Source organism: Pseudomonas sp. KU26590 (assembly GCF_026153515.1).
Taxonomy (GTDB): domain Bacteria; phylum Pseudomonadota; class Gammaproteobacteria; order Pseudomonadales; family Pseudomonadaceae; genus Aquipseudomonas.
The window spans coordinates 4,821,526-4,838,322 of the sequence record NZ_CP110644.1 but is presented as its reverse complement, the minus strand read 5'-3'; the positions used below and the strand labels follow the sequence as shown (position 1 = coordinate 4,838,322).

14 protein-coding genes are annotated in these 16,797 nt (G+C 62.1%); 7 read left to right on the top strand and 7 right to left on the bottom strand.

The annotated features are described in order from the left end of the window. The first annotated feature begins 446 nt into the window (after positions 1 to 446). The 6 genes from OKW98_RS21555 to OKW98_RS21530 all read left to right on the top strand — a co-directional run bounded on the left by OKW98_RS21555 (position 447) and on the right by OKW98_RS21530 (position 8,508). Positions 447 to 1,373: a sugar ABC transporter substrate-binding protein gene (locus OKW98_RS21555; protein ID WP_265386576.1), complete on the top strand. Its 927-nt coding sequence runs from the start codon at positions 447 to 449 to the stop codon at positions 1,371 to 1,373. 69 nt (positions 1,374 to 1,442) lie between these two features. Further along, a complete protein-coding gene (locus OKW98_RS21550; protein WP_265386575.1) occupies positions 1,443 to 3,005 on the top strand; it encodes a sugar ABC transporter ATP-binding protein in 1,563 nt (520 codons plus the stop codon). A gap of 95 nt (positions 3,006 to 3,100) precedes the next feature. After that, entirely contained in the window at positions 3,101 to 4,123 is a 1,023-nt protein-coding gene (locus OKW98_RS21545) for an ABC transporter permease (RefSeq protein ID WP_265389804.1), read from the top strand. 428 nt (positions 4,124 to 4,551) lie between these two features. Continuing rightward, positions 4,552 to 4,956: a TraR/DksA family transcriptional regulator gene (locus OKW98_RS21540; protein ID WP_265386574.1), complete on the top strand. Its 405-nt coding sequence runs from the start codon at positions 4,552 to 4,554 to the stop codon at positions 4,954 to 4,956. A 125-nt stretch (positions 4,957 to 5,081) separates the two neighbouring features. Next, a complete protein-coding gene (locus OKW98_RS21535) occupies positions 5,082 to 6,764 on the top strand; it encodes a methyl-accepting chemotaxis protein (protein ID WP_416147512.1) in 1,683 nt (560 codons plus the stop codon). 280 nt (positions 6,765 to 7,044) lie between these two features. Continuing rightward, complete coding sequence (locus OKW98_RS21530; protein WP_265386572.1) at positions 7,045 to 8,508, top strand: T6SS phospholipase effector Tle1-like catalytic domain-containing protein; 1,464 nt, start codon at positions 7,045 to 7,047, stop codon at positions 8,506 to 8,508. Between the two features lie 94 nt (positions 8,509 to 8,602). Here the strand turns inward: OKW98_RS21530 and OKW98_RS21525 are convergent, their stop codons facing one another. Further along, positions 8,603 to 8,839 (bottom strand): DUF2789 family protein, encoded by a 237-nt coding sequence (locus OKW98_RS21525; protein WP_265386571.1) that lies wholly within the window; start codon positions 8,837 to 8,839, stop codon positions 8,603 to 8,605. A gap of 1,300 nt (positions 8,840 to 10,139) precedes the next feature. Here OKW98_RS21525 and OKW98_RS21520 point away from each other — a divergent pair. After that, positions 10,140 to 10,607: a hypothetical protein gene (locus OKW98_RS21520; protein WP_265386570.1), complete on the top strand. Its 468-nt coding sequence runs from the start codon at positions 10,140 to 10,142 to the stop codon at positions 10,605 to 10,607. Positions 10,608 to 10,711: 104 nt separating this feature from the next. Here OKW98_RS21520 and OKW98_RS21515 read toward each other — a convergent pair whose 3' ends face one another. Genes OKW98_RS21515 through OKW98_RS21490 form a run of 6 tightly spaced genes read right to left on the bottom strand, consistent with a single transcriptional unit; the run spans position 10,712 to position 16,796 of the window. Then, positions 10,712 to 11,077 carry a Na+/H+ antiporter subunit G gene (locus OKW98_RS21515; RefSeq protein WP_265386569.1) on the bottom strand — a complete coding sequence of 122 codons (366 nt, stop codon included), beginning with the start codon at positions 11,075 to 11,077 and terminating at the stop codon, positions 10,712 to 10,714. Next, entirely contained in the window at positions 11,074 to 11,352 is a 279-nt protein-coding gene (locus OKW98_RS21510) for a K+/H+ antiporter subunit F (protein ID WP_265386568.1), read from the bottom strand. Before OKW98_RS21510 ends, OKW98_RS21515 begins: the two co-directional genes overlap by 4 nt. Further along, on the bottom strand, positions 11,349 to 11,837 hold the full coding sequence (locus OKW98_RS21505; RefSeq protein WP_265386567.1) for a Na+/H+ antiporter subunit E: 489 nt from the start codon (positions 11,835 to 11,837) through the stop codon (positions 11,349 to 11,351). Before OKW98_RS21505 ends, OKW98_RS21510 begins: the two co-directional genes overlap by 4 nt. Continuing rightward, entirely contained in the window at positions 11,834 to 13,513 is a 1,680-nt protein-coding gene (locus OKW98_RS21500) for a monovalent cation/H+ antiporter subunit D (protein ID WP_265386566.1), read from the bottom strand. Before OKW98_RS21500 ends, OKW98_RS21505 begins: the two co-directional genes overlap by 4 nt. Then, positions 13,510 to 13,854 (bottom strand): Na+/H+ antiporter subunit C, encoded by a 345-nt coding sequence (locus tag OKW98_RS21495; protein WP_065986226.1) that lies wholly within the window; start codon positions 13,852 to 13,854, stop codon positions 13,510 to 13,512. Before OKW98_RS21495 ends, OKW98_RS21500 begins: the two co-directional genes overlap by 4 nt. Beyond that, entirely contained in the window at positions 13,854 to 16,796 is a 2,943-nt protein-coding gene (locus OKW98_RS21490; RefSeq protein ID WP_265386565.1) for a monovalent cation/H+ antiporter subunit A, read from the bottom strand. Before OKW98_RS21490 ends, OKW98_RS21495 begins: the two co-directional genes overlap by 1 nt. Between the last annotated feature and the right edge of the window lies 1 nt (position 16,797).

Below are 16,797 nucleotides of genomic sequence, written 5' to 3'. Positions count from 1 at the left end.
TTTTCCAATAGAGTCATTTCCAGGTTGCCGACGATCGCCGTCAGCGCCTGAGGTCGGGTCTCCCGGCAGCAGGCTGAACGAGCGACACAAAAACAAGAAAGCCAATCGCAGACAGGTACCGCCGATGAACATCTTCAGATCAGCCGCCAAGGCTTGCCGTCCCTTCTTACTCGCGCTTCCCGCCATTCCCCGAGCTGTTTCCCACGCGCTTTTCCACACTGTAGCCCGCAGATTGATCAACGCTGCCCCCACCTTCGAATCCGCCCTCGAAACCATCGCCCACGTGCTCTGCGTCGAAAGCCGCGGCGTTGTGGTGTGTGGGGCATCGGGCGGTTCGGTCGCGCACCTTTCAGACATGGCGCCAGCTGCCTCGCGCTAAGTGTCAGCAACTCCAGCAGTCGTCATCCCCGTCATTACAACAACAAGAATCTGGAGAAAGACCGTTCATGAATACCCAGCTCCGTTTCACCTCACTTGCCCTGGCCCTGATGTTGAGCAGCGGCGCCACCCTGGCCGCCGACCTGAAGATCGGCGTGTCCATGTCGCAGTTCGATGACACTTACCTGACCTACATGCGCGAGGACATGGACAAGAAGGTCAAGGCCATGGGCGGCGTCGATCTGCAGTTCGTCGACGGCCGAAATGACGTGAACAAACAGCTCGATCAGGTGCAGGAACTGATTGGCAAGAAAGTCGATGCGCTTATCGTCAACCCGGTCGACACCGAAGCGACCAACCGCATCACCAAGATGGCCACGGCCGCCGGCATCCCGCTGGTCTACGTCAACCGCCGCCCGGATGATCCCAAGCTGCCCGCAGGCGTCGCCTCCGTGACCTCGGACGACAAAGAGGCCGGGCGCATGCAGATGGAATACCTGGCCAAGAAAATGGACGGCAAAGGCAACGTCGTCATCCTGCTCGGCGAGCTGGCCAACAACTCGACCCGCGACCGCACGGCGGGCGTGAAAGAAGTCCTGAAAAAATACCCCGACATCAAAGTCACCCAGGAGCAGACCGGCGCCTGGCAGCGTCAGCGCGGCATGGACGTCACCAATGACTGGCTGACCCAGGGCGGCGACTTCAAAGCGGTCATCTCCAACAACGACGAAATGGCCATCGGCGCCGCCATGGCCCTGAAGCAGGCGGGCAAGAAAGGTGAGGTGTTTGTGGCCGGTGTCGACGGCACGCCCGACGGCCTGAGTGCGGTCAAGAAAGGCGACCTCTCGGTCTCGGTGTTTCAGGACGCTAAAGGGCAGGGCGAGGGCGCAATCGATGCGGCCGTGAAACTGGCGAAGAAGGAAACGCTGCCCGAACAGGCCATCGTGATTCCCTTCAAGCTGATCACGCCGGACAACGTCAACACCTTCAAATAACCGCTCACTGACAGCCGGCAGAGTGCCGTCGCGCCTCTGCCGCCCCTGTCACCCGAGGAGCCTGTGACCATGTTCGCTTCCGCAACTGCTTCGGCTTCAACCCACCCTACCGTCTCCGGGACGGCGAGCGACGCCGAGCACCCTTATCTGCTGGAAATCACCAACATCAGCAAGGGCTTTCCCGGGGTGGTGGCCCTGGACAACGTGCAACTGCGCGTGCGGCCCGGCAGCGTGCTGGCGCTGATGGGCGAGAACGGCGCGGGGAAGTCCACGCTGATGAAAATCATCGCCGGCATCTACCAGCCCGACACCGGCGAAATCCGCCTGCGCGGCAAGCCGGTGGTGTTTCAGTCGCCGCTGGCGGCGCTGCAATCAGGCATTGCCATGATCCATCAGGAGCTCAACCTGATGCCGCACATGAGCATCGCCGAGAACATCTGGATCGGCCGCGAGCAGCTCAACGGCCTGCACATGGTCGACCACCGCGCTATGCACCGCTGCACGGCGCAATTGCTCGAACGCCTGCGCATCAACCTTGATCCGGAAGAAATGGTCGGCAACCTGAGCATCGCCGAACGGCAGATGGTCGAGATCGCCAAGGCCGTTTCCTACGATTCTGACGTACTGATCATGGACGAGCCGACCTCCGCCATCACCGAGACGGAAGTGGCCCACCTGTTTTCGATCATTGCCGACCTGCGCGCACAGGGTAAGGGCATCATCTACATCACCCACAAGATGAACGAAGTGTTCGCCATCGCCGATGAAGTGGCGGTGTTCCGCGACGGCGCCTACATCGGCTTGCAGCGCGCCGACAGCATGAACGGCGACAGCCTGATCTCCATGATGGTCGGCCGTGAACTGACACAGCTGTTTCCCGAACGCGATCAGCCAGTCGGCAAGTTGCTGCTGTCGGTGCGCGACCTGGCGCTCGACGGCGTGTTCGAAGGCGTGTCGTTCGACCTGCACGCAGGCGAAGTGCTGGGCATCGCCGGCCTGATGGGTTCGGGACGCACCAACGTTGCTGAAACGATCTTCGGCATCACCCCGAGCACGCGCGGGGAAATCCTCCTCGACGGCACGCCGATCCGCGTCAGCGACCCGCACTTCGCCATAGAGAAGGGCTTTGCGTTGCTCACCGAGGATCGCAAGCTGAGCGGCTTGTTCCCGTGCCTGTCGGTGCTGGAGAACATGGAGATGGCGGTGCTGCCCCATTACGTCGGCAACGGTTTTGTCCACCAGAAAGCCCTGCGCGTGCTGTGCGAAGACATGTGCAAAAAGCTGCGGGTAAAGACGCCGTCGCTGGAGCAGTGCATCGACACGCTGTCCGGCGGTAATCAGCAGAAGGCTTTGCTGGCGCGCTGGCTGATGACTAACCCGCGAGTGCTGATCCTCGATGAGCCTACCCGGGGCATCGACGTTGGCGCCAAGGCCGAGATCTATCGGCTGATCTCCCTGCTCGCCAGCGAGGGCATGGCGGTGATCATGATTTCGTCCGAGCTGCCGGAAGTGCTGGGCATGAGCGACCGGGTGATGGTCATGCACGAAGGCGAAATGATGGGCACCCTCGACCGCGCCGAGGCCACCCAGGAACGGGTCATGCACCTGGCGTCCGGCAATCCTGTCCACTGAATCCCTGGCTATTGAAGCTTCGATTCGAGCCATGCGCCACGCCCCAGTCGCCATGCCCCAGTCGGGTCTAAAAAGAACAAGAGGCACACATGAAGATGAACGCGATCCTGGAAAACAAACCCGCGCTGGCGCCTCGCAAGCACAAACGCCGGCTGCCCACCGAACTGAGCATCTTTCTGGTGCTGATTGGCATTGGCCTGATTTTCGAGCTGTTCGGCTGGATCGTCCGCGATCAGAGCTTTTTGATGAATTCCCAGCGGCTGGTGCTGATGATTCTGCAGGTGTCGATCATCGGCCTGCTGGCCATCGGCGTGACGCAAGTCATCATTACCACCGGCATCGACTTGTCGTCAGGCTCGGTGCTGGCGTTGTCGGCGATGATTGCCGCCAGCCTGGCGCAGTCGTCGGACTATACCCGCGCGGTGTTCCCGTCGCTGACCGATCTGCCGGTGTGGGCGCCGGTCATTGCCGGGCTCGGGGTGGGCCTGCTCGCCGGGGCGATCAACGGCAGCATCATCGCCATCACCGGCATCCCGCCGTTCATCGCCACGCTGGGCATGATGGTCTCGGCCCGTGGCCTGGCGCGCTACTACACCGGCGGTCAGCCAGTGAGCATGCTGAATGATTCCTACACCGCGATCGGCCAGGGCGCTATGCCGGTGGTTATCTTTCTGGTGGTCGCGGTGATCTTTCACATCGCCCTGCGTTACACCAAGTACGGCAAATACACCTACGCCATCGGCGGAAACATGCAGGCGGCGCGCACCTCGGGGATCAACGTCAAGCGTCATCTGATCATCGTCTACAGCATCGCCGGACTGCTGGCCGGGCTGGCCGGGGTGGTGGCTTCGGCGCGGGCGGCCACGGGCCAGGCCGGTATGGGCGTTTCCTACGAACTGGACGCCATCGCGGCCGCCGTGATCGGCGGCACCAGCCTGGCCGGTGGCGTCGGGCGGATCACCGGCACGGTCATCGGCGCGCTGATTCTCGGGGTCATGGCCAGCGGCTTTACCTTCGTTGGCGTCGATGCCTACGTGCAGGACATCATCAAAGGCCTGATCATCGTCGTCGCCGTGGTCATCGATCAGTACCGCAACAAGCGCAAGCTCAAGCGCTGAGTCGTAGACGTGCTATCAAGAAGGGCCTGTTCGCAGGCCCTTTTGCGTTTACATCGGTTTGAACCGATCACGCAGCGCCCGGTCAGACACCCTCTGCGACCGAACACATCACTGTAGGAGCGCGCTTGCCCGCGAAGAACGATCACGCCGTGTTTCGGATACACTGCGGCGTTATTATCGCGGGCAAGCGCGCTCCTACAGTTTGCCAATGACCTTGTAACCCCGGCGCGACCCAACGCCACCGGGTATTCAAGCCCTTGTTGGACGAATCCTGATCAATTATGTTGCCGAGTACCGAACCCGGCCTTAGACTGCCGCCCCTCGTAAATTGAGTGCCAAGCGGCGCTTCGAGACTACGGCGCGTTTAATGCCAGGTTGAGGCGCACCTTTGAGATCGCCTTAATGCACGTTTTTTTATAGAGAAATCAATGACCAAGGATAAGTTGCTGGCGATGCCGGCCGATGACTACATGAACGCCGAGCAGCACGCGTTCTTCGTCGACCTGTTGCAAGCCATGAAAGTCGAAATCCACGCGCGCATCGAGCAGAGCCGTATCGCGATCGAAAGCCTGGACACCCCGGCTGACCCTGCCGACGCCGCTTCTGTGGAAGAAGAGCGCCACTGGCTGGTGAACGTGATTGACCGCGACCAACGCATGCTGCCGCAGCTGGAAATGGCGCTGAGCCGCATCACTGACGACACCTTTGGCTGGTGCGAAGACAGCGGCGAGCCGATTGGCCTCAAGCGCCTGCTGATCAGCCCGACCACCAAGTACTGCATCGAAGCTCAAGAACGCCACGAGCAGATCGACCGCCACCAGCGTCAGGCGTGATCCCTCGGGTTCGACCGCCCGCAACGGGTGGTCGAGCCGTTCCACTGCGCACCGTCCTTGCTCTTCCCCTCTAACGCCCCCTTCGCCGCACATTCCGACCGACTACCACCAATGACTCATGGCGCATGGCCGCTATTTGGGCGTTTAATGCTTTCACAATAACGAAAGCAGGGCAGGTCCCGGACATGGATGCGAAAGGTCGTCACGCAGCAACACCCTCCCACCCCGCGCACGGGTCTGCCGACCAGCAGGTCGCTAACGGTTCGCGCTGGCTGACCCCTGGACTGCAAAGCCTTGGGCTGTGCCTGCTGTTCGCGGCGATGGCCTGGGGCAATGTGTCCGTCTATGTGTGTCTCCCGGTCGCGCTGTTGCTGATGTGGGTGCCGCGGTTGTTTTCGGGTCGAACGCCCGCCGAATTGGCAGAGGCGGGCGAAGACGATATGACGCGTCTGACCCGGGATCTGTCGCGCAGCACCAGTCACAACGCGCTGTCTGCCGCCGCCGTGGCGTTTTCGGTCAGGCAACTGGCGGGCAAGCTGCAGTCTCAGGTCAACGCGGCCGAGCAGATCGTCAGCAGCGCCGACGTGATGATCGCCACCGAGCGCGCCACCTCGACCCTCAGCCAGCAAGCGCTGACCGCCGCCAGTCAGGCGCGGGAGAGCAGCGGTGCCGGGCTCAGCGTCCTTAATGAATCCATCGGCCTGATGCACCAACTGAGTGAAAGGGCCGACAGCAGTCGTGAACTCATCGAAGCCCTCAGCCAGCGCAGCGAAGACATTCAGCGGGTCACGGCGGTGATCCAGTCCATCGCCAGCCAGACCAATCTGCTCGCCCTCAACGCTGCCATCGAAGCCGCGCGCGCCGGTGAACACGGCCGTGGCTTTGCGGTGGTGGCCGATGAAGTGCGCGGGCTGGCCAAGCGCACCGCAACGGCGACCAGCGAGGTGGGGGAGATGGTCGTTGATATTCAGCAGCGCACCCGTCAGGTGGTCGAGCAGATTCGGCAGTTGTCGGGTGACCTGAGTGGCGGCGTCGCTCAGGTCGAATCCACCGGGCAGCAACTGGCGAACATCGCTCAGCTGGCCGTGGGGGTAGAGCAGCAGGTGGGCGAGATCGCACGAGGTGCCCAGACCAATCAGGAGCAGTTGAGCAGCCTGTTCGTGGCCGTCGAGCAAATGCGCAGCGACCTTGCGATCAGCGATGATCAGACCCGGCGCCTGGCGCAGTCGGCGTTGCAGATGGAAGAACAGGCTGAAACCATCAGCGAACGCCTCGCCCAGGTGGGGCTTGATGACTATCACCAACGCATTTACGACCTCGCGCGCGAAGGCGCCAGCCAGATCGCCGCGAAGTTCGAGCAGGACATTGATCAGGGGCGGGTCAGCCTGACCGATCTGTTCGACCGCACCTATCAGCCCATCGCCAACACTTCGCCAGCCAAGTACCAGACGCGCTTCGACCGCTACACCGATCAAACGCTGCCGGCCATTCAGGAACCGCTGCTGACCCGGCATGAGGGGCTGGTGTTCGCCATCGCCTGCACCCAGCAAGGTTACGTGCCGACCCACAATCAGGTGTTCAGCCGACCGTTGACGGGCGACACGGCGGTCGACGCGGTCAACAACCGCACCAAGCGCAAGTTCGACGACCGCACCGGCATTCGCTGCGGCAGTCACCAGCAGCCGGTGCTGTTGCAGACTTACACCCGCGACACCGGCGAACTGATGCACGATCTTTCCGTGCCTGTCATGGTCAAGGGGCGGCATTGGGGCGGGCTGCGTCTGGGCTATAGGCCGGAGAAAAGCTGAGGATCAAGCTGCAAGCTTCAAGCTTCAAGCTTCAAGTGAAGAGCAGTGAGCAGTGATCGGGTGTCTTGTGGCTTGCCACTTGAAGCGTGCAGCTCTTTGCGGAGCGTTAGTTGTGCGACCTAGGCACTTTAATTATTTAATCGTCCGATATTGAAGTAGGAACCGTCTGAAGTGCAGTTCCATCGGTTGACGGAACGTTAACTGCGATCATCCTGTGAGTATATGTCCGAATATGTAAATGCCTGTTCGGGACTCATGTCAGTACTCACGGATGAATCAAATGACAAAAAAAACCATGACTCAGGCGCCGGCCGATTCCCGTGCCGACGCGCAGCCAGTTACCGTTCGCCTCGGGGTGTTCTTCGACGGGACGGGTAACAACCGCATTAATAGCCAGATTGGCGCCGACTGTCAGGCCATGGCGGAAGTCTACGACGGCGTGCATACAAAAGAATGTGGCGGTCGTCACAGTGACCCCGCCAGCAGTTACAGCAACAGCCTCACCAATATCGCGAGGCTCGCCGGTTTATATAAGCAACAGCGCAAGGCAATCATTAACGCAGACGGCGTTTATGTGTATGGCGCGGTGTATGTCAGCGGCGTTGGCACTACCTCTGGCGGGCGTGATTCCCGCGTGTCGGGCCAGGGCTTTGGTCGCGGCACCACCGGCGTGGTGGCGAAAGTGTCGCGGAGCATCAAAAAACTCGCCGATGAACTTCAGATGTTCGAAAGTGATAACCCGGGTTGCGTCATCGGGGCGCTGGAGCTGGACGTGTTCGGTTTCAGTCGGGGGGCGGCGTCGGCCCGGCATCTGGCCAACGAAGTGCTGAAAAAATCCCGTGGCGCGCTCGACCCGGTGCTCGACCCCCGCACACTGCCGCTGTCGGACAGCTTCTCGTGGGCCTGCGGCAGCGTGCGGTTGAAGGTCATCGGGCTGTTCGACACGGTGGCTGCCGTGGGCGGGATTTCCGATCTGGGCAGTGTTCGCGATGCGGTCAATAAACGGGTCAATCTGTTTCTGCCCCCCGGGTGCGCGCAGCAGGTGCTGCATCTGGTGGCCGGCGATGAGCATCGGCGTAACTTTGTGCTCAACAGCGTCAAGCCCGACTGGCCCCGGGAAATCGTCCTGCCCGGCAGCCATTCGGACATCGGCGGTGGCTATCAGCCCCAGGAAGTGGAGAAGGTGTCGCTGTTCCGGCCTCGCCGCAGTCTGGTCAGCGTCGGTACGCCGTACGACGCCACGGACGCCTGGCTGCAGGCCCACGCCGAGTTGTCCACCCTCGACGCCGGGCGTCTGCTCGACCCCACTGATGACAGCGCCTCGCTGGGCGTTGAATGTTTCGAACGGTTCGCCAGCAGCTCGCGCGGGGTCAAAACGGTGGTCGCCACGGTGACGCTGGAGCGCCGCGTCTACAACCATCTGGCTCACGTTTACCTGCGGGTCATGCACACGCTGGCGAGTGACGAAGGTGTGCCGTTTTTGCCGATCCGCGATTCAGCGGAGATCACCCTGCCACCGGAATTGCGTCCCATCGCCGCCAAGCTGATCAGTCATGCAAAAGGAGAGGGCGGGGTGTTGAACGACGCGGAGCTGAATTTGTTGTATCAGCGCTACATTCATCGCTCGGCCCACTGGAACAATGCGCGGCGCGACGCGCTGGTGGATGGTCTGTTTGTGCATGCGCCTGCGCGGAACGGGCGGCAGACGTTTTCCAATGTCGGCCAGCCCGGTTATCCACATTGAGCGGGTTGTATTAAACGAGCGGGTGGGGATGATGGCGTATCAGGCAAAAAAATGGCGGCTGGAAAGGCCGCCATTTTTTTTCGTGTACGACGGGTCAGGTCGGTGTGTGCAGCAACACGTTCAGCTCATCGACGATGGGTGCCCAGTCATCGTCCAGCTGGATCTTTTCCTTGAGAAGTGCCGCTTGATTGTCTGTCCAGAACTCGGCTTCGGACACCTTCACGCCTTCCGGCAATTGATGCGCAGCGACGAATGCATCGATGCTGGCCTGATCGGACTCCAGCCCCATTTGTTCGAACAAGAGCTCAAGCGACGGCGTCATGATTTCCATTTTTTTCTCCCGAACGGGTCAAGGACCCGGATTGGCGTGTCAGTGAGTAACCTTCTGTTGCATCGGAGTGCGCGGGGCAGGCAAGAGTTCTAACTGATTGCCTGAAGGGCCACTGACATACCAGGGGCGGCCGTCTTGTTCGGCATGGGGCAGGGCGGGAGACACAGATGATGCTGGCTGGCGCGCATTCTGTAGGAGCGCGCTTGCCCGCGAAGGCGTAAGACCAGTGATAAAGGTATCGCCTGATTCACCGATTTCGCGGGCAAGCGCGCTCCTACAATTGCCTGCGTCAGGCAGCAGATCGTCAGTGAAGTCAGTTAGCCAGGGCAGGCGCGAGGTTTTTACGTGGGACCGGCTTTAGCCGGGAAGGCGTCAGGTGTCGCACCGCGAAATTGATGGTGCTCAATCAGGCCTCTTCCCGGCTGAAGCCAGTCCCACCAGGGGCGGGCGTCTTGGTCGGCATGGGGCAGGGCGGGAAACACAGATGCTGCTGGCTGACGCGCATTCTGTAGGAGCGCGCTTGCCCGCGAAGAGGTTGGTACATTCGACACATCTTCAGCGCCTGTGATAACGCTTTCGCGGGCAAGCGCGCTCCTACAATTGCCCGCGTCAGGCAGCAGATCGTCAGTGAAGTCAGTTAGCCAGGGCAGGCTCGAGGTTTTTACGTGGGACCGGCTTTAGCCGGGAAGGCGTCAGGTGTCGCACCGCGAAATTGATGTTGCCCAACCAGGCCTCTTCCCGGCTGAAGCCAGTCCCACCAAGTGCGGGCGTCTTGGTCGGCATGGGGCAGGGCGGGAGACACAGATGATGCTGGCTGGCGCGCATTCTGTAGGAGCGCGCTTGCCCGCGAAGGCGTAAGACCAGCGATAAAGGTATCGCCTGATTAACCGATTTCGCGGGCAAGCGCGCTCCTACAATTGCCTGCGTCAGGCAGCAGATCGTCGGTGAAGTCAGTTAGCCGGTGCAGGCGCGAGGTATTTATGTGGGACCGGCTTCAGCCGGGAAGGCGTCAGGTGTCGCACCGCGAAATTGATGTTGCCCAACCAGGCCTCTTCCCGGCTGAAGCCGGTCCCACTAAAACGTCGCATGGCGTCTTGATGTGTAGGGTCCGGCCCGCTGAAACATTCCATGGCCGCAAAAATCACATCACCCCGGACGAAAGGGATATAGCCCGTATAGACTGACTGCCGGTAGAATCCATGCTCACGCCAGCGTCCGGCTCCAGGGCGCACCATTTCTCGTTTCTTTCTCGCCCGGTCCGCTGTCCGGGCGAGTTCCTATCAGGTTGGGAGTTTGTACATTGGCAGTAGGTCATCTGGATACCCACGCGTTATTCGTGCTCGGCGACGTGCGCGCGAAGTTGGTGAAGCTTTTCCAGGCGCGATTCGTTTACGTGATCGAACAATCCCCTGAAGGCATTTACATGTCGGAAATCGACACCGAAACCGCACTGGTGGTCGATGACAAACCCGGGTTGGAACTGAAAGTGGGTGACCACTTCCGTGCCGCAGTATTGCCCAGCCGCGAGGGCGGCAAGTTCGAAATCCGCTTCCGCGACATCAAGATGACCATCTACGGTCTGGGCGAGTATGCGTTTGTCGAAGTGCCGGAAGGCCACGGCATCGTCTTCAAAGAGTCCCACAGCATCTTCATGGTGTTCGCTGCCCACGAGCAGATCGAGTCGGGCCTGAGCAAAGTACTTAAAGCCGCTACCGCCAAGGCCGCCAAATGGCGCAAGGGCGAGCTGACGTTCAAAGCCAGCGAGTAAAGCGGCGCTTCAAAAAACCTGCACACGGAACGCGCCCACATCCCCCTCGTCCAGCCGAAGGGTGGCGGGGGCGTCGGCGCCCGGAAAAAATCCAGCGCCCAGGCTCAATGCCCCTGCTGTCTGCCGTCGCTGACTTCCGCTGGCACGTCGTCACCGGCCATGCGCTTGCGAAACAGCCCGGTGCGGGCCAGCAGCAAGGTGGTCACCGGGACGGTGATTGCGAGCAGGATCGGGATCAGCCACGCGTGCAACACAGGACCCTCCTTCAGCGCCGAGAAGTAGACGATCGATGCCAGCGCCACGCACCACGCGCCGAGGGTCGAGGCCAACGCGGGCGGGTGCATGCGCTGGAAAAAGTCCTTCATGCGCAGCAGCCCCAGCGCGCCGATCAGGCCGAACAGGCTGCTCAGCACCAGCAGCACGGCGGTCAGGACTTCGACCCAGAACGGCAACACCTGCAACGAATTCATTCGATCACCTCGCCGCGCAACAGAAATTTGGCCAGCGCGAAGGAGCCGACGAAGCCGAACAGCGCGATCAGCAGCGCCGCCTCGAAGTAGGTGTCACTGGCGTAACGAATGCCCAGCACCAACATCGTCAGCATCGCCAGGATGTACAGGTAGTCCAGCGCCAGTACCCGGTCCTGGGCCGACGGGCCTTTGAACAGGCGAATCAAGGTCAGGACCATGGCGATGGTGAACACCGACAACGTAAACAGAATCGCGTTTGTGAGCAGGGCGCTCATTGGAAAATCTCCATCAGTGGCCGTTCGTACGTGCTTTTGAAGTGCTCGATGAAGGCCGCTTCGTCGTCCAGATCGAACACATGCATCAGCAGCACGCTGCGATCCAGCGCCAGTTCAGACCAGACCGTTCCCGGCACCACCGTGCAAATCATCGCCAGCGCCGCCAGGCCGTGGGCGTCGTGCAGGTCCAGCGGGACCTTGACGAACGCCGAGCGCGGCGGACGCCGACCCGCGCTCAGCACGCCCCAGGCGACGACCAGATTGGACACCACCACATCACGGCCCACCAACAGGAACAAGCGAACGGCGACGCCGGGTTTGCGGATCCGCGCGGGCGAAGGGCGCAACGGCGCAAAAATGTACGGCGCAAAAAAACCGAGCAGGGCGCCCAGCAGCAGATGGCCCGGGCTCAGCGACAGGTTGAGCAACAGCCACAAGCCCCACAGCGACAGCGACAACAGCGGCGCGGGAAACAGACGCTTCATGGCTGCACCTCTGCCGCTACTGAGGCGGGCCCCGCTATCGGCCGCGCCGCCATCACCGACAGCACGTATTGCTGCGGGTCATGCAGCGCCTGGGCGGTGTCCTGGGTGTAATGAAGCAGCGCCTGAGCCTTGAACGTCAGCACGATGGCGCAGCCCACCAGCAAGGCGATCGGCAGGCATTCGTTGAGCCGCAGCATCGGTGCCGCGTGTTCCTGGGGCGTCCAGAAGCGCTTGATGCCTACACGCACGAAGGCAAACAGCGACGTCAGCCCGGAAATAATCAGTAGCGCCACCAGCGTCCAGCTGTCAGCGCGAATGGCTTCGTCCTTCGCCACATCAAGGCCCAGCGGATTGAGCAGGGCGCTGATCAGCGTTAGCTTGCCGAGGAAACCCGACAGCGGCGGCATGCCGATGATCAATAGCGCGCAGGCAATGAAACTCAAGCCCAGAAACGCCATGGTCCAGGGGATGACGTGGCCGACCACGGCTTTCTGCTCGTCATCCAGATTGGTCCCCGGTACCGGGTGCAACGACTCCAGCGCCTTGGGCAACTGGTCGGCGTCTTCGTCGAGGGCGATGTCGTTGGCCGAGCGCGAGCGCTCGATCAGCTCCGCCAGCAGGAACAGCGCACTGAGCGCCAGGGTCGAGCTGACCAGATAAAACAGCGCGCCGGCGGTCAGGCTCGGCTGCGCGAAACCGACCGCCGAGAGCAGAATCCCCGCCGACACCAGAATGCTCAGGCTGGCCATGCGTTCCAGGCGTTGGGCAGCAACCACGGAAATCGCCGCCACGGTCACGGTGGCCATGCCGCCCCAGATCAACCAGTCCCCGCCGAAGAACGCCGATGCCCCGGCCTGGCCGGAGAACAACAGCGTCCACAACCGCATCAGCGTGTAGAAACCGACCTTGGTCATGATCGCGAACAGCGCTGCCACCGGTGCGCTGGCGGCGGAATAGGCCGGCACCAGCCAGAAATTCAGCGGCCACATGCCGGCCTTGGCCAGAAACGCGACGGCCAGAATGGCCGCGCCCGCGTGCAGCAAACCCAGATCGCCCTCCGGCACCTGAGGGATCTTTATCGCCAGGTCCGCCAGATTCAGTGTGCCGGTGACCCCGTAAATCAGCGCGGCGCCGATCAGAAACAGCGACGAGGCCAGCAGGTTGATGGTGATGTAATGCAGGCCAGCCGATACCCGCGCCCGTCCCGAGCCGTGCAGCATCAGGCCGTAGGACGCCGCCAGCAAAACCTCGAAGAACACGAACAGGTTGAACAGGTCAGCGGTGAGAAACGCGCCATATAGCCCCATCAGCTGAATCTGAAACAGGGCATGGAAACTGGCGCCGGCGCGATCCCATCGCGCCAGGGCGAAGAGCAGGGCGCAGAAGGCGACGATGCCGGTCAGCACCAGCATCAGGGCTGACAGGTGATCGACCACCAGCACGATGCCGAACGGCGCCTCCCAGTTGCCCGGCAGGTACACGCCAATGAAGCCGGTGGTCCCGGTTTTCTGCACCCACATCATCAGCGTGATGGCGATGGCCAGACCGAGCCCGGTGGAGAAGAGGTTGATCCGCGCTTTCAGCGGGCGGTGTTTCTCGCCGAGCCACAGCATCAGCGCAGCGGTCAGCACCGGCAGCAGGATCGGCGCGACGATCAGTTGATTCATCACACTCATTCACCCAGCTCCCGACCGTCGACATGGTCGTTGCCGGTCAGGCCGCGCGACGCCAGCAGCACCACCAGAAACAGCGCAGTCATGGCGAAACTGATGACGATGGCCGTCAGCACCAGCGCCTGGGGCAGGGGATCGGTGTAATTGAGCAGGTCCTGGGGCACGCCGTCCTTGATGATCGGCTCCTTGCCGATGAACAGGCTGCCCATGCTGAAGATGAACAGATTGACGCCATAGGACAGCAGGCACAGGCCCATGACGACCTGAAAGGTCCGTGGACGCAGGATCAGCCACACGCCGGATGCGGCGAGCACGCCAATGGCAATGGCGATGACTTCTTCCATCAGATGGCTCCTTGTGAAATCGGGCTGTCGGCCGGGACCGGCTCAATGGGCTGCGGCAGCGAGGTCGGGCGATGGCTGCGCACCGACTGGTGAGCCAGCGCCGTGAGGATCAGCAAGGTCGAGCCGACCACCACCGCGTACACGCCGATGTCGAAAAACAGCGCGCTGGCGATGTGCAGGTCACCCAGCATCGGCAGGACCACGTGGGCGGTGTGGGTGGTCATGAACGGATAACCGAGGGCCATCGAGCCCAGACCCGTGGCCAGCGCGAAGAACAGACCGGTGCCCATCCAGCGCAACGGCCGCAGGCTCATGTTGGCCTCGACCCACTGGGTGCCGGCGACCATGTATTGCAGGATGAACGCCACCGACATCACCAGCCCGGCGACGAAACCGCCACCCGGCTGGTTATGCCCGCGCATGAACAGGTACATCGACACCACAAAAGCCACCGGCAACAGCAGGCGCACCAGCACCGCCGGCACCATCATGAAGCCCAGTGCCGTGTCGGCGGCATGACGCGGGTTGACCAGATCGGTGACCACGTCACGGGCCAGCAAACGCTGTTGTGCCGGCAGGGCGATGCTTTCTTTCGGCGGCCGGAAGCGGCGCAGCAGGGCGAAGACCGTCAAAGCCACCACGGCCAGCACGGTGATCTCGCCAAAGGTGTCGAAGCCACGGAAGTCCACGAGCATGACGTTGACGGCATTGGTGCCTCCGCCCTGGGCCAGGGCACGGCTCAGGTAAAACTCGGAAATGGTGTTAGGCGTCGGCCGCGTCAGCATCGCGTACGACAACGCCGCCATGCCCCCGCCCACCGCCACGGCGAGGACGAAATCGCGGATCCGCCGCACCTTGGCCCGGCGTCGTGCCTGGGAGGGGGGCGGCACGTTTTCGTTGCGTCGCGGCAGCCAGCGCAGGCCGAGCAGAATCAACACCGTGGTGACGACTTCCACCGCCAGTTGGGTCAGCGCCAGGTCCGGCGCGGAGAACCAGACGAAGGTCACACAGGTCATCAGCCCGCAGACGCTGACCATGGTCACGGCCGCCAGTCGGTGGTACTTGGCTTGCCAGGCGGCGCCAATGGCGCAGGCAATGGCGATCAGCCAAAGCATCACAAATACGCCGGAACCCGGAATCTTCGGGCGATCGCCCCAGCTCAGCCCGCTCTCATACATCGGCACGAAACCCGCGACCAGCGCCGCCAGCACCATCAGAAACAGCTGCGCCTGCAGGCGACGTGTCGTCAACAACCCCACCAGTCGGCGCGCCCCTCTCATCTTCAGAACCAGCACGCGCTCGAACATGTGCTTGCCGTTCAGGCGCCAGATCAGCGGCGGGCCATTGACCTGTTTGCGCTTGATCGGCCCGCGCAGCAGCAGGTACAGCACGATGCCGGCGGCCATGGCGATCAGGCTCATGATCATCGGCGCGTTCAACCCATGCCAGATCGCCAGGCTGTATTCGGGCAACTCCCCACCGACCACTGGCTGCGCCGCGGCGGCCAGCAATGGGCCGACGGAGTGCGTGGGAAAAATACCGACGATCAGGCAGGCCAGCACCAGCAACTCCACCGGCAGGCGCATCCAGCGCGGCGGTTCGTGGGGCGTGTGGGGCAGGCGCGTGGCCTTCGGGCCGAAGAACACGTCGACGGTGAAACGCAGGGAATAGGCCACGCTGAAGATCCCGGCGATGGTGGCGATCACCGGCAGGGCGATCTCGACCCAGTCGGTCGAGGTGATGAACACCGTTTCCGCAAAAAACATTTCCTTGGACAGGAAGCCGTTCAGCAGTGGCACCCCGGCCATTGACGCGCTGGCGACCATTGCCAGCGTCGCGGTGTACGGCATCAGCTTGATCAGCCCGCTGAGCTTGCGGATGTCGCGAGTGCCGCTTTCGTGGTCGATGATCCCGGCCGCCATGAACAGCGACGCTTTGAACGTGGCGTGGTTGAGGATGTGAAACACCGCTGCAACGGCGGCCAGCGGGCTGTTCAGGCCCAGCAGCAGGGTGATGAGCCCCAGGTGACTGATGGTGGAATAGGCCAGCAGGCCCTTGAGGTCGTTTTGAAACATGGCCGAGTAAGCGCCGATCACCAGCGTGCAGGCCCCTGCGCCGCTGACGATCCAGAACCACTGTTCGCTCCCCGACAACGAAGGCCACAGCCGCGCGAGCAGGAACACCCCGGCCTTGACCATCGTCGCCGAGTGCAGATACGCCGACACCGGTGTCGGCGCCGCCATGGCGTGGGGCAGCCAGAAATGGAAAGGGAATTGCGCGCTCTTGCTGAGCGCGCCGATCAGAATCAGCGTCAGCAGCACGGGGTACAGCGCGTGGGCGCGAATCGCATCGCCCGAAGCCAGCACGCGATCCAGGTCATAGCTGCCGACGACGTGCCCGAGAAGCATCATCCCGACCAGCAGCGCGAGGCCGCCGGCGCCGGTCACCATCAGCGCCATGTAAGCGCCACGCCGGGCGTCGGCGCGGTGGTGCCAGTAGCCGATCAGCAGGAACGAGAAGACGCTGGTCAGCTCCCAGAAAAACACGATTTGAATGAGGTTGCCGGACATGACCAGCCCGAGCATGGCGCCCATGAACGCGAGAAAGAATGAAAAGAAACGCGGCACCGGGTCGTCCGGCGACATGTAATAGCGCGCATACAGCGACACCAGTGCGCCGATCCCCAGCACCAGTATCGAGAATAGCCAGGCAAAGCCGTCCAGGCGCAGGACGAAGTTCAGGCCCAGGCTCGGTAGCCAGAAAAACTCTTCTCTGATGACCCCGCCGTGGGCGATCTGTGGATACCACAATGCAACTTGCACCGTGCCGATCAAGGCGATCAGGCCGGCGAGAATGGATTCACTGTTGCGTGCGTTGTGCGGCAAAAGGGCCGCCAGACAGCTGCCGATGAAAGGCAGAAGCAGTAGAACTATCAGGGACATA

Coding starts and splice junctions, on each gene's coding strand:
- OKW98_RS21515 (WP_265386569.1), bottom strand. CDS start 11,077: ATGAATTCGTTGCAGGTGTTGCCGTTCTGGGTCGAAGTCCTGACCGCC.
- OKW98_RS21525 (WP_265386571.1), bottom strand. CDS start 8,839: ATGGAAATCATGACGCCGTCGCTTGAGCTCTTGTTCGAACAAATGGGG.
- OKW98_RS21550 (WP_265386575.1), top strand. CDS start 1,443: ATGTTCGCTTCCGCAACTGCTTCGGCTTCAACCCACCCTACCGTCTCC.
- OKW98_RS21535 (WP_416147512.1), top strand. CDS start 5,082: ATGGCCGCTATTTGGGCGTTTAATGCTTTCACAATAACGAAAGCAGGG.
- OKW98_RS21545 (WP_265389804.1), top strand. CDS start 3,101: ATGAACGCGATCCTGGAAAACAAACCCGCGCTGGCGCCTCGCAAGCAC.
- OKW98_RS21555 (WP_265386576.1), top strand. CDS start 447: ATGAATACCCAGCTCCGTTTCACCTCACTTGCCCTGGCCCTGATGTTG.
- OKW98_RS21490 (WP_265386565.1), bottom strand. CDS start 16,796: ATGTCCCTGATAGTTCTACTGCTTCTGCCTTTCATCGGCAGCTGTCTG.
- OKW98_RS21540 (WP_265386574.1), top strand. CDS start 4,552: ATGACCAAGGATAAGTTGCTGGCGATGCCGGCCGATGACTACATGAAC.
- OKW98_RS21495 (WP_065986226.1), bottom strand. CDS start 13,854: ATGGAAGAAGTCATCGCCATTGCCATTGGCGTGCTCGCCGCATCCGGC.
- OKW98_RS21510 (WP_265386568.1), bottom strand. CDS start 11,352: ATGAGCGCCCTGCTCACAAACGCGATTCTGTTTACGTTGTCGGTGTTC.
- OKW98_RS21505 (WP_265386567.1), bottom strand. CDS start 11,837: ATGAAGCGTCTGTTTCCCGCGCCGCTGTTGTCGCTGTCGCTGTGGGGC.
- OKW98_RS21500 (WP_265386566.1), bottom strand. CDS start 13,513: ATGAGTGTGATGAATCAACTGATCGTCGCGCCGATCCTGCTGCCGGTG.
- OKW98_RS21530 (WP_265386572.1), top strand. CDS start 7,045: ATGACAAAAAAAACCATGACTCAGGCGCCGGCCGATTCCCGTGCCGAC.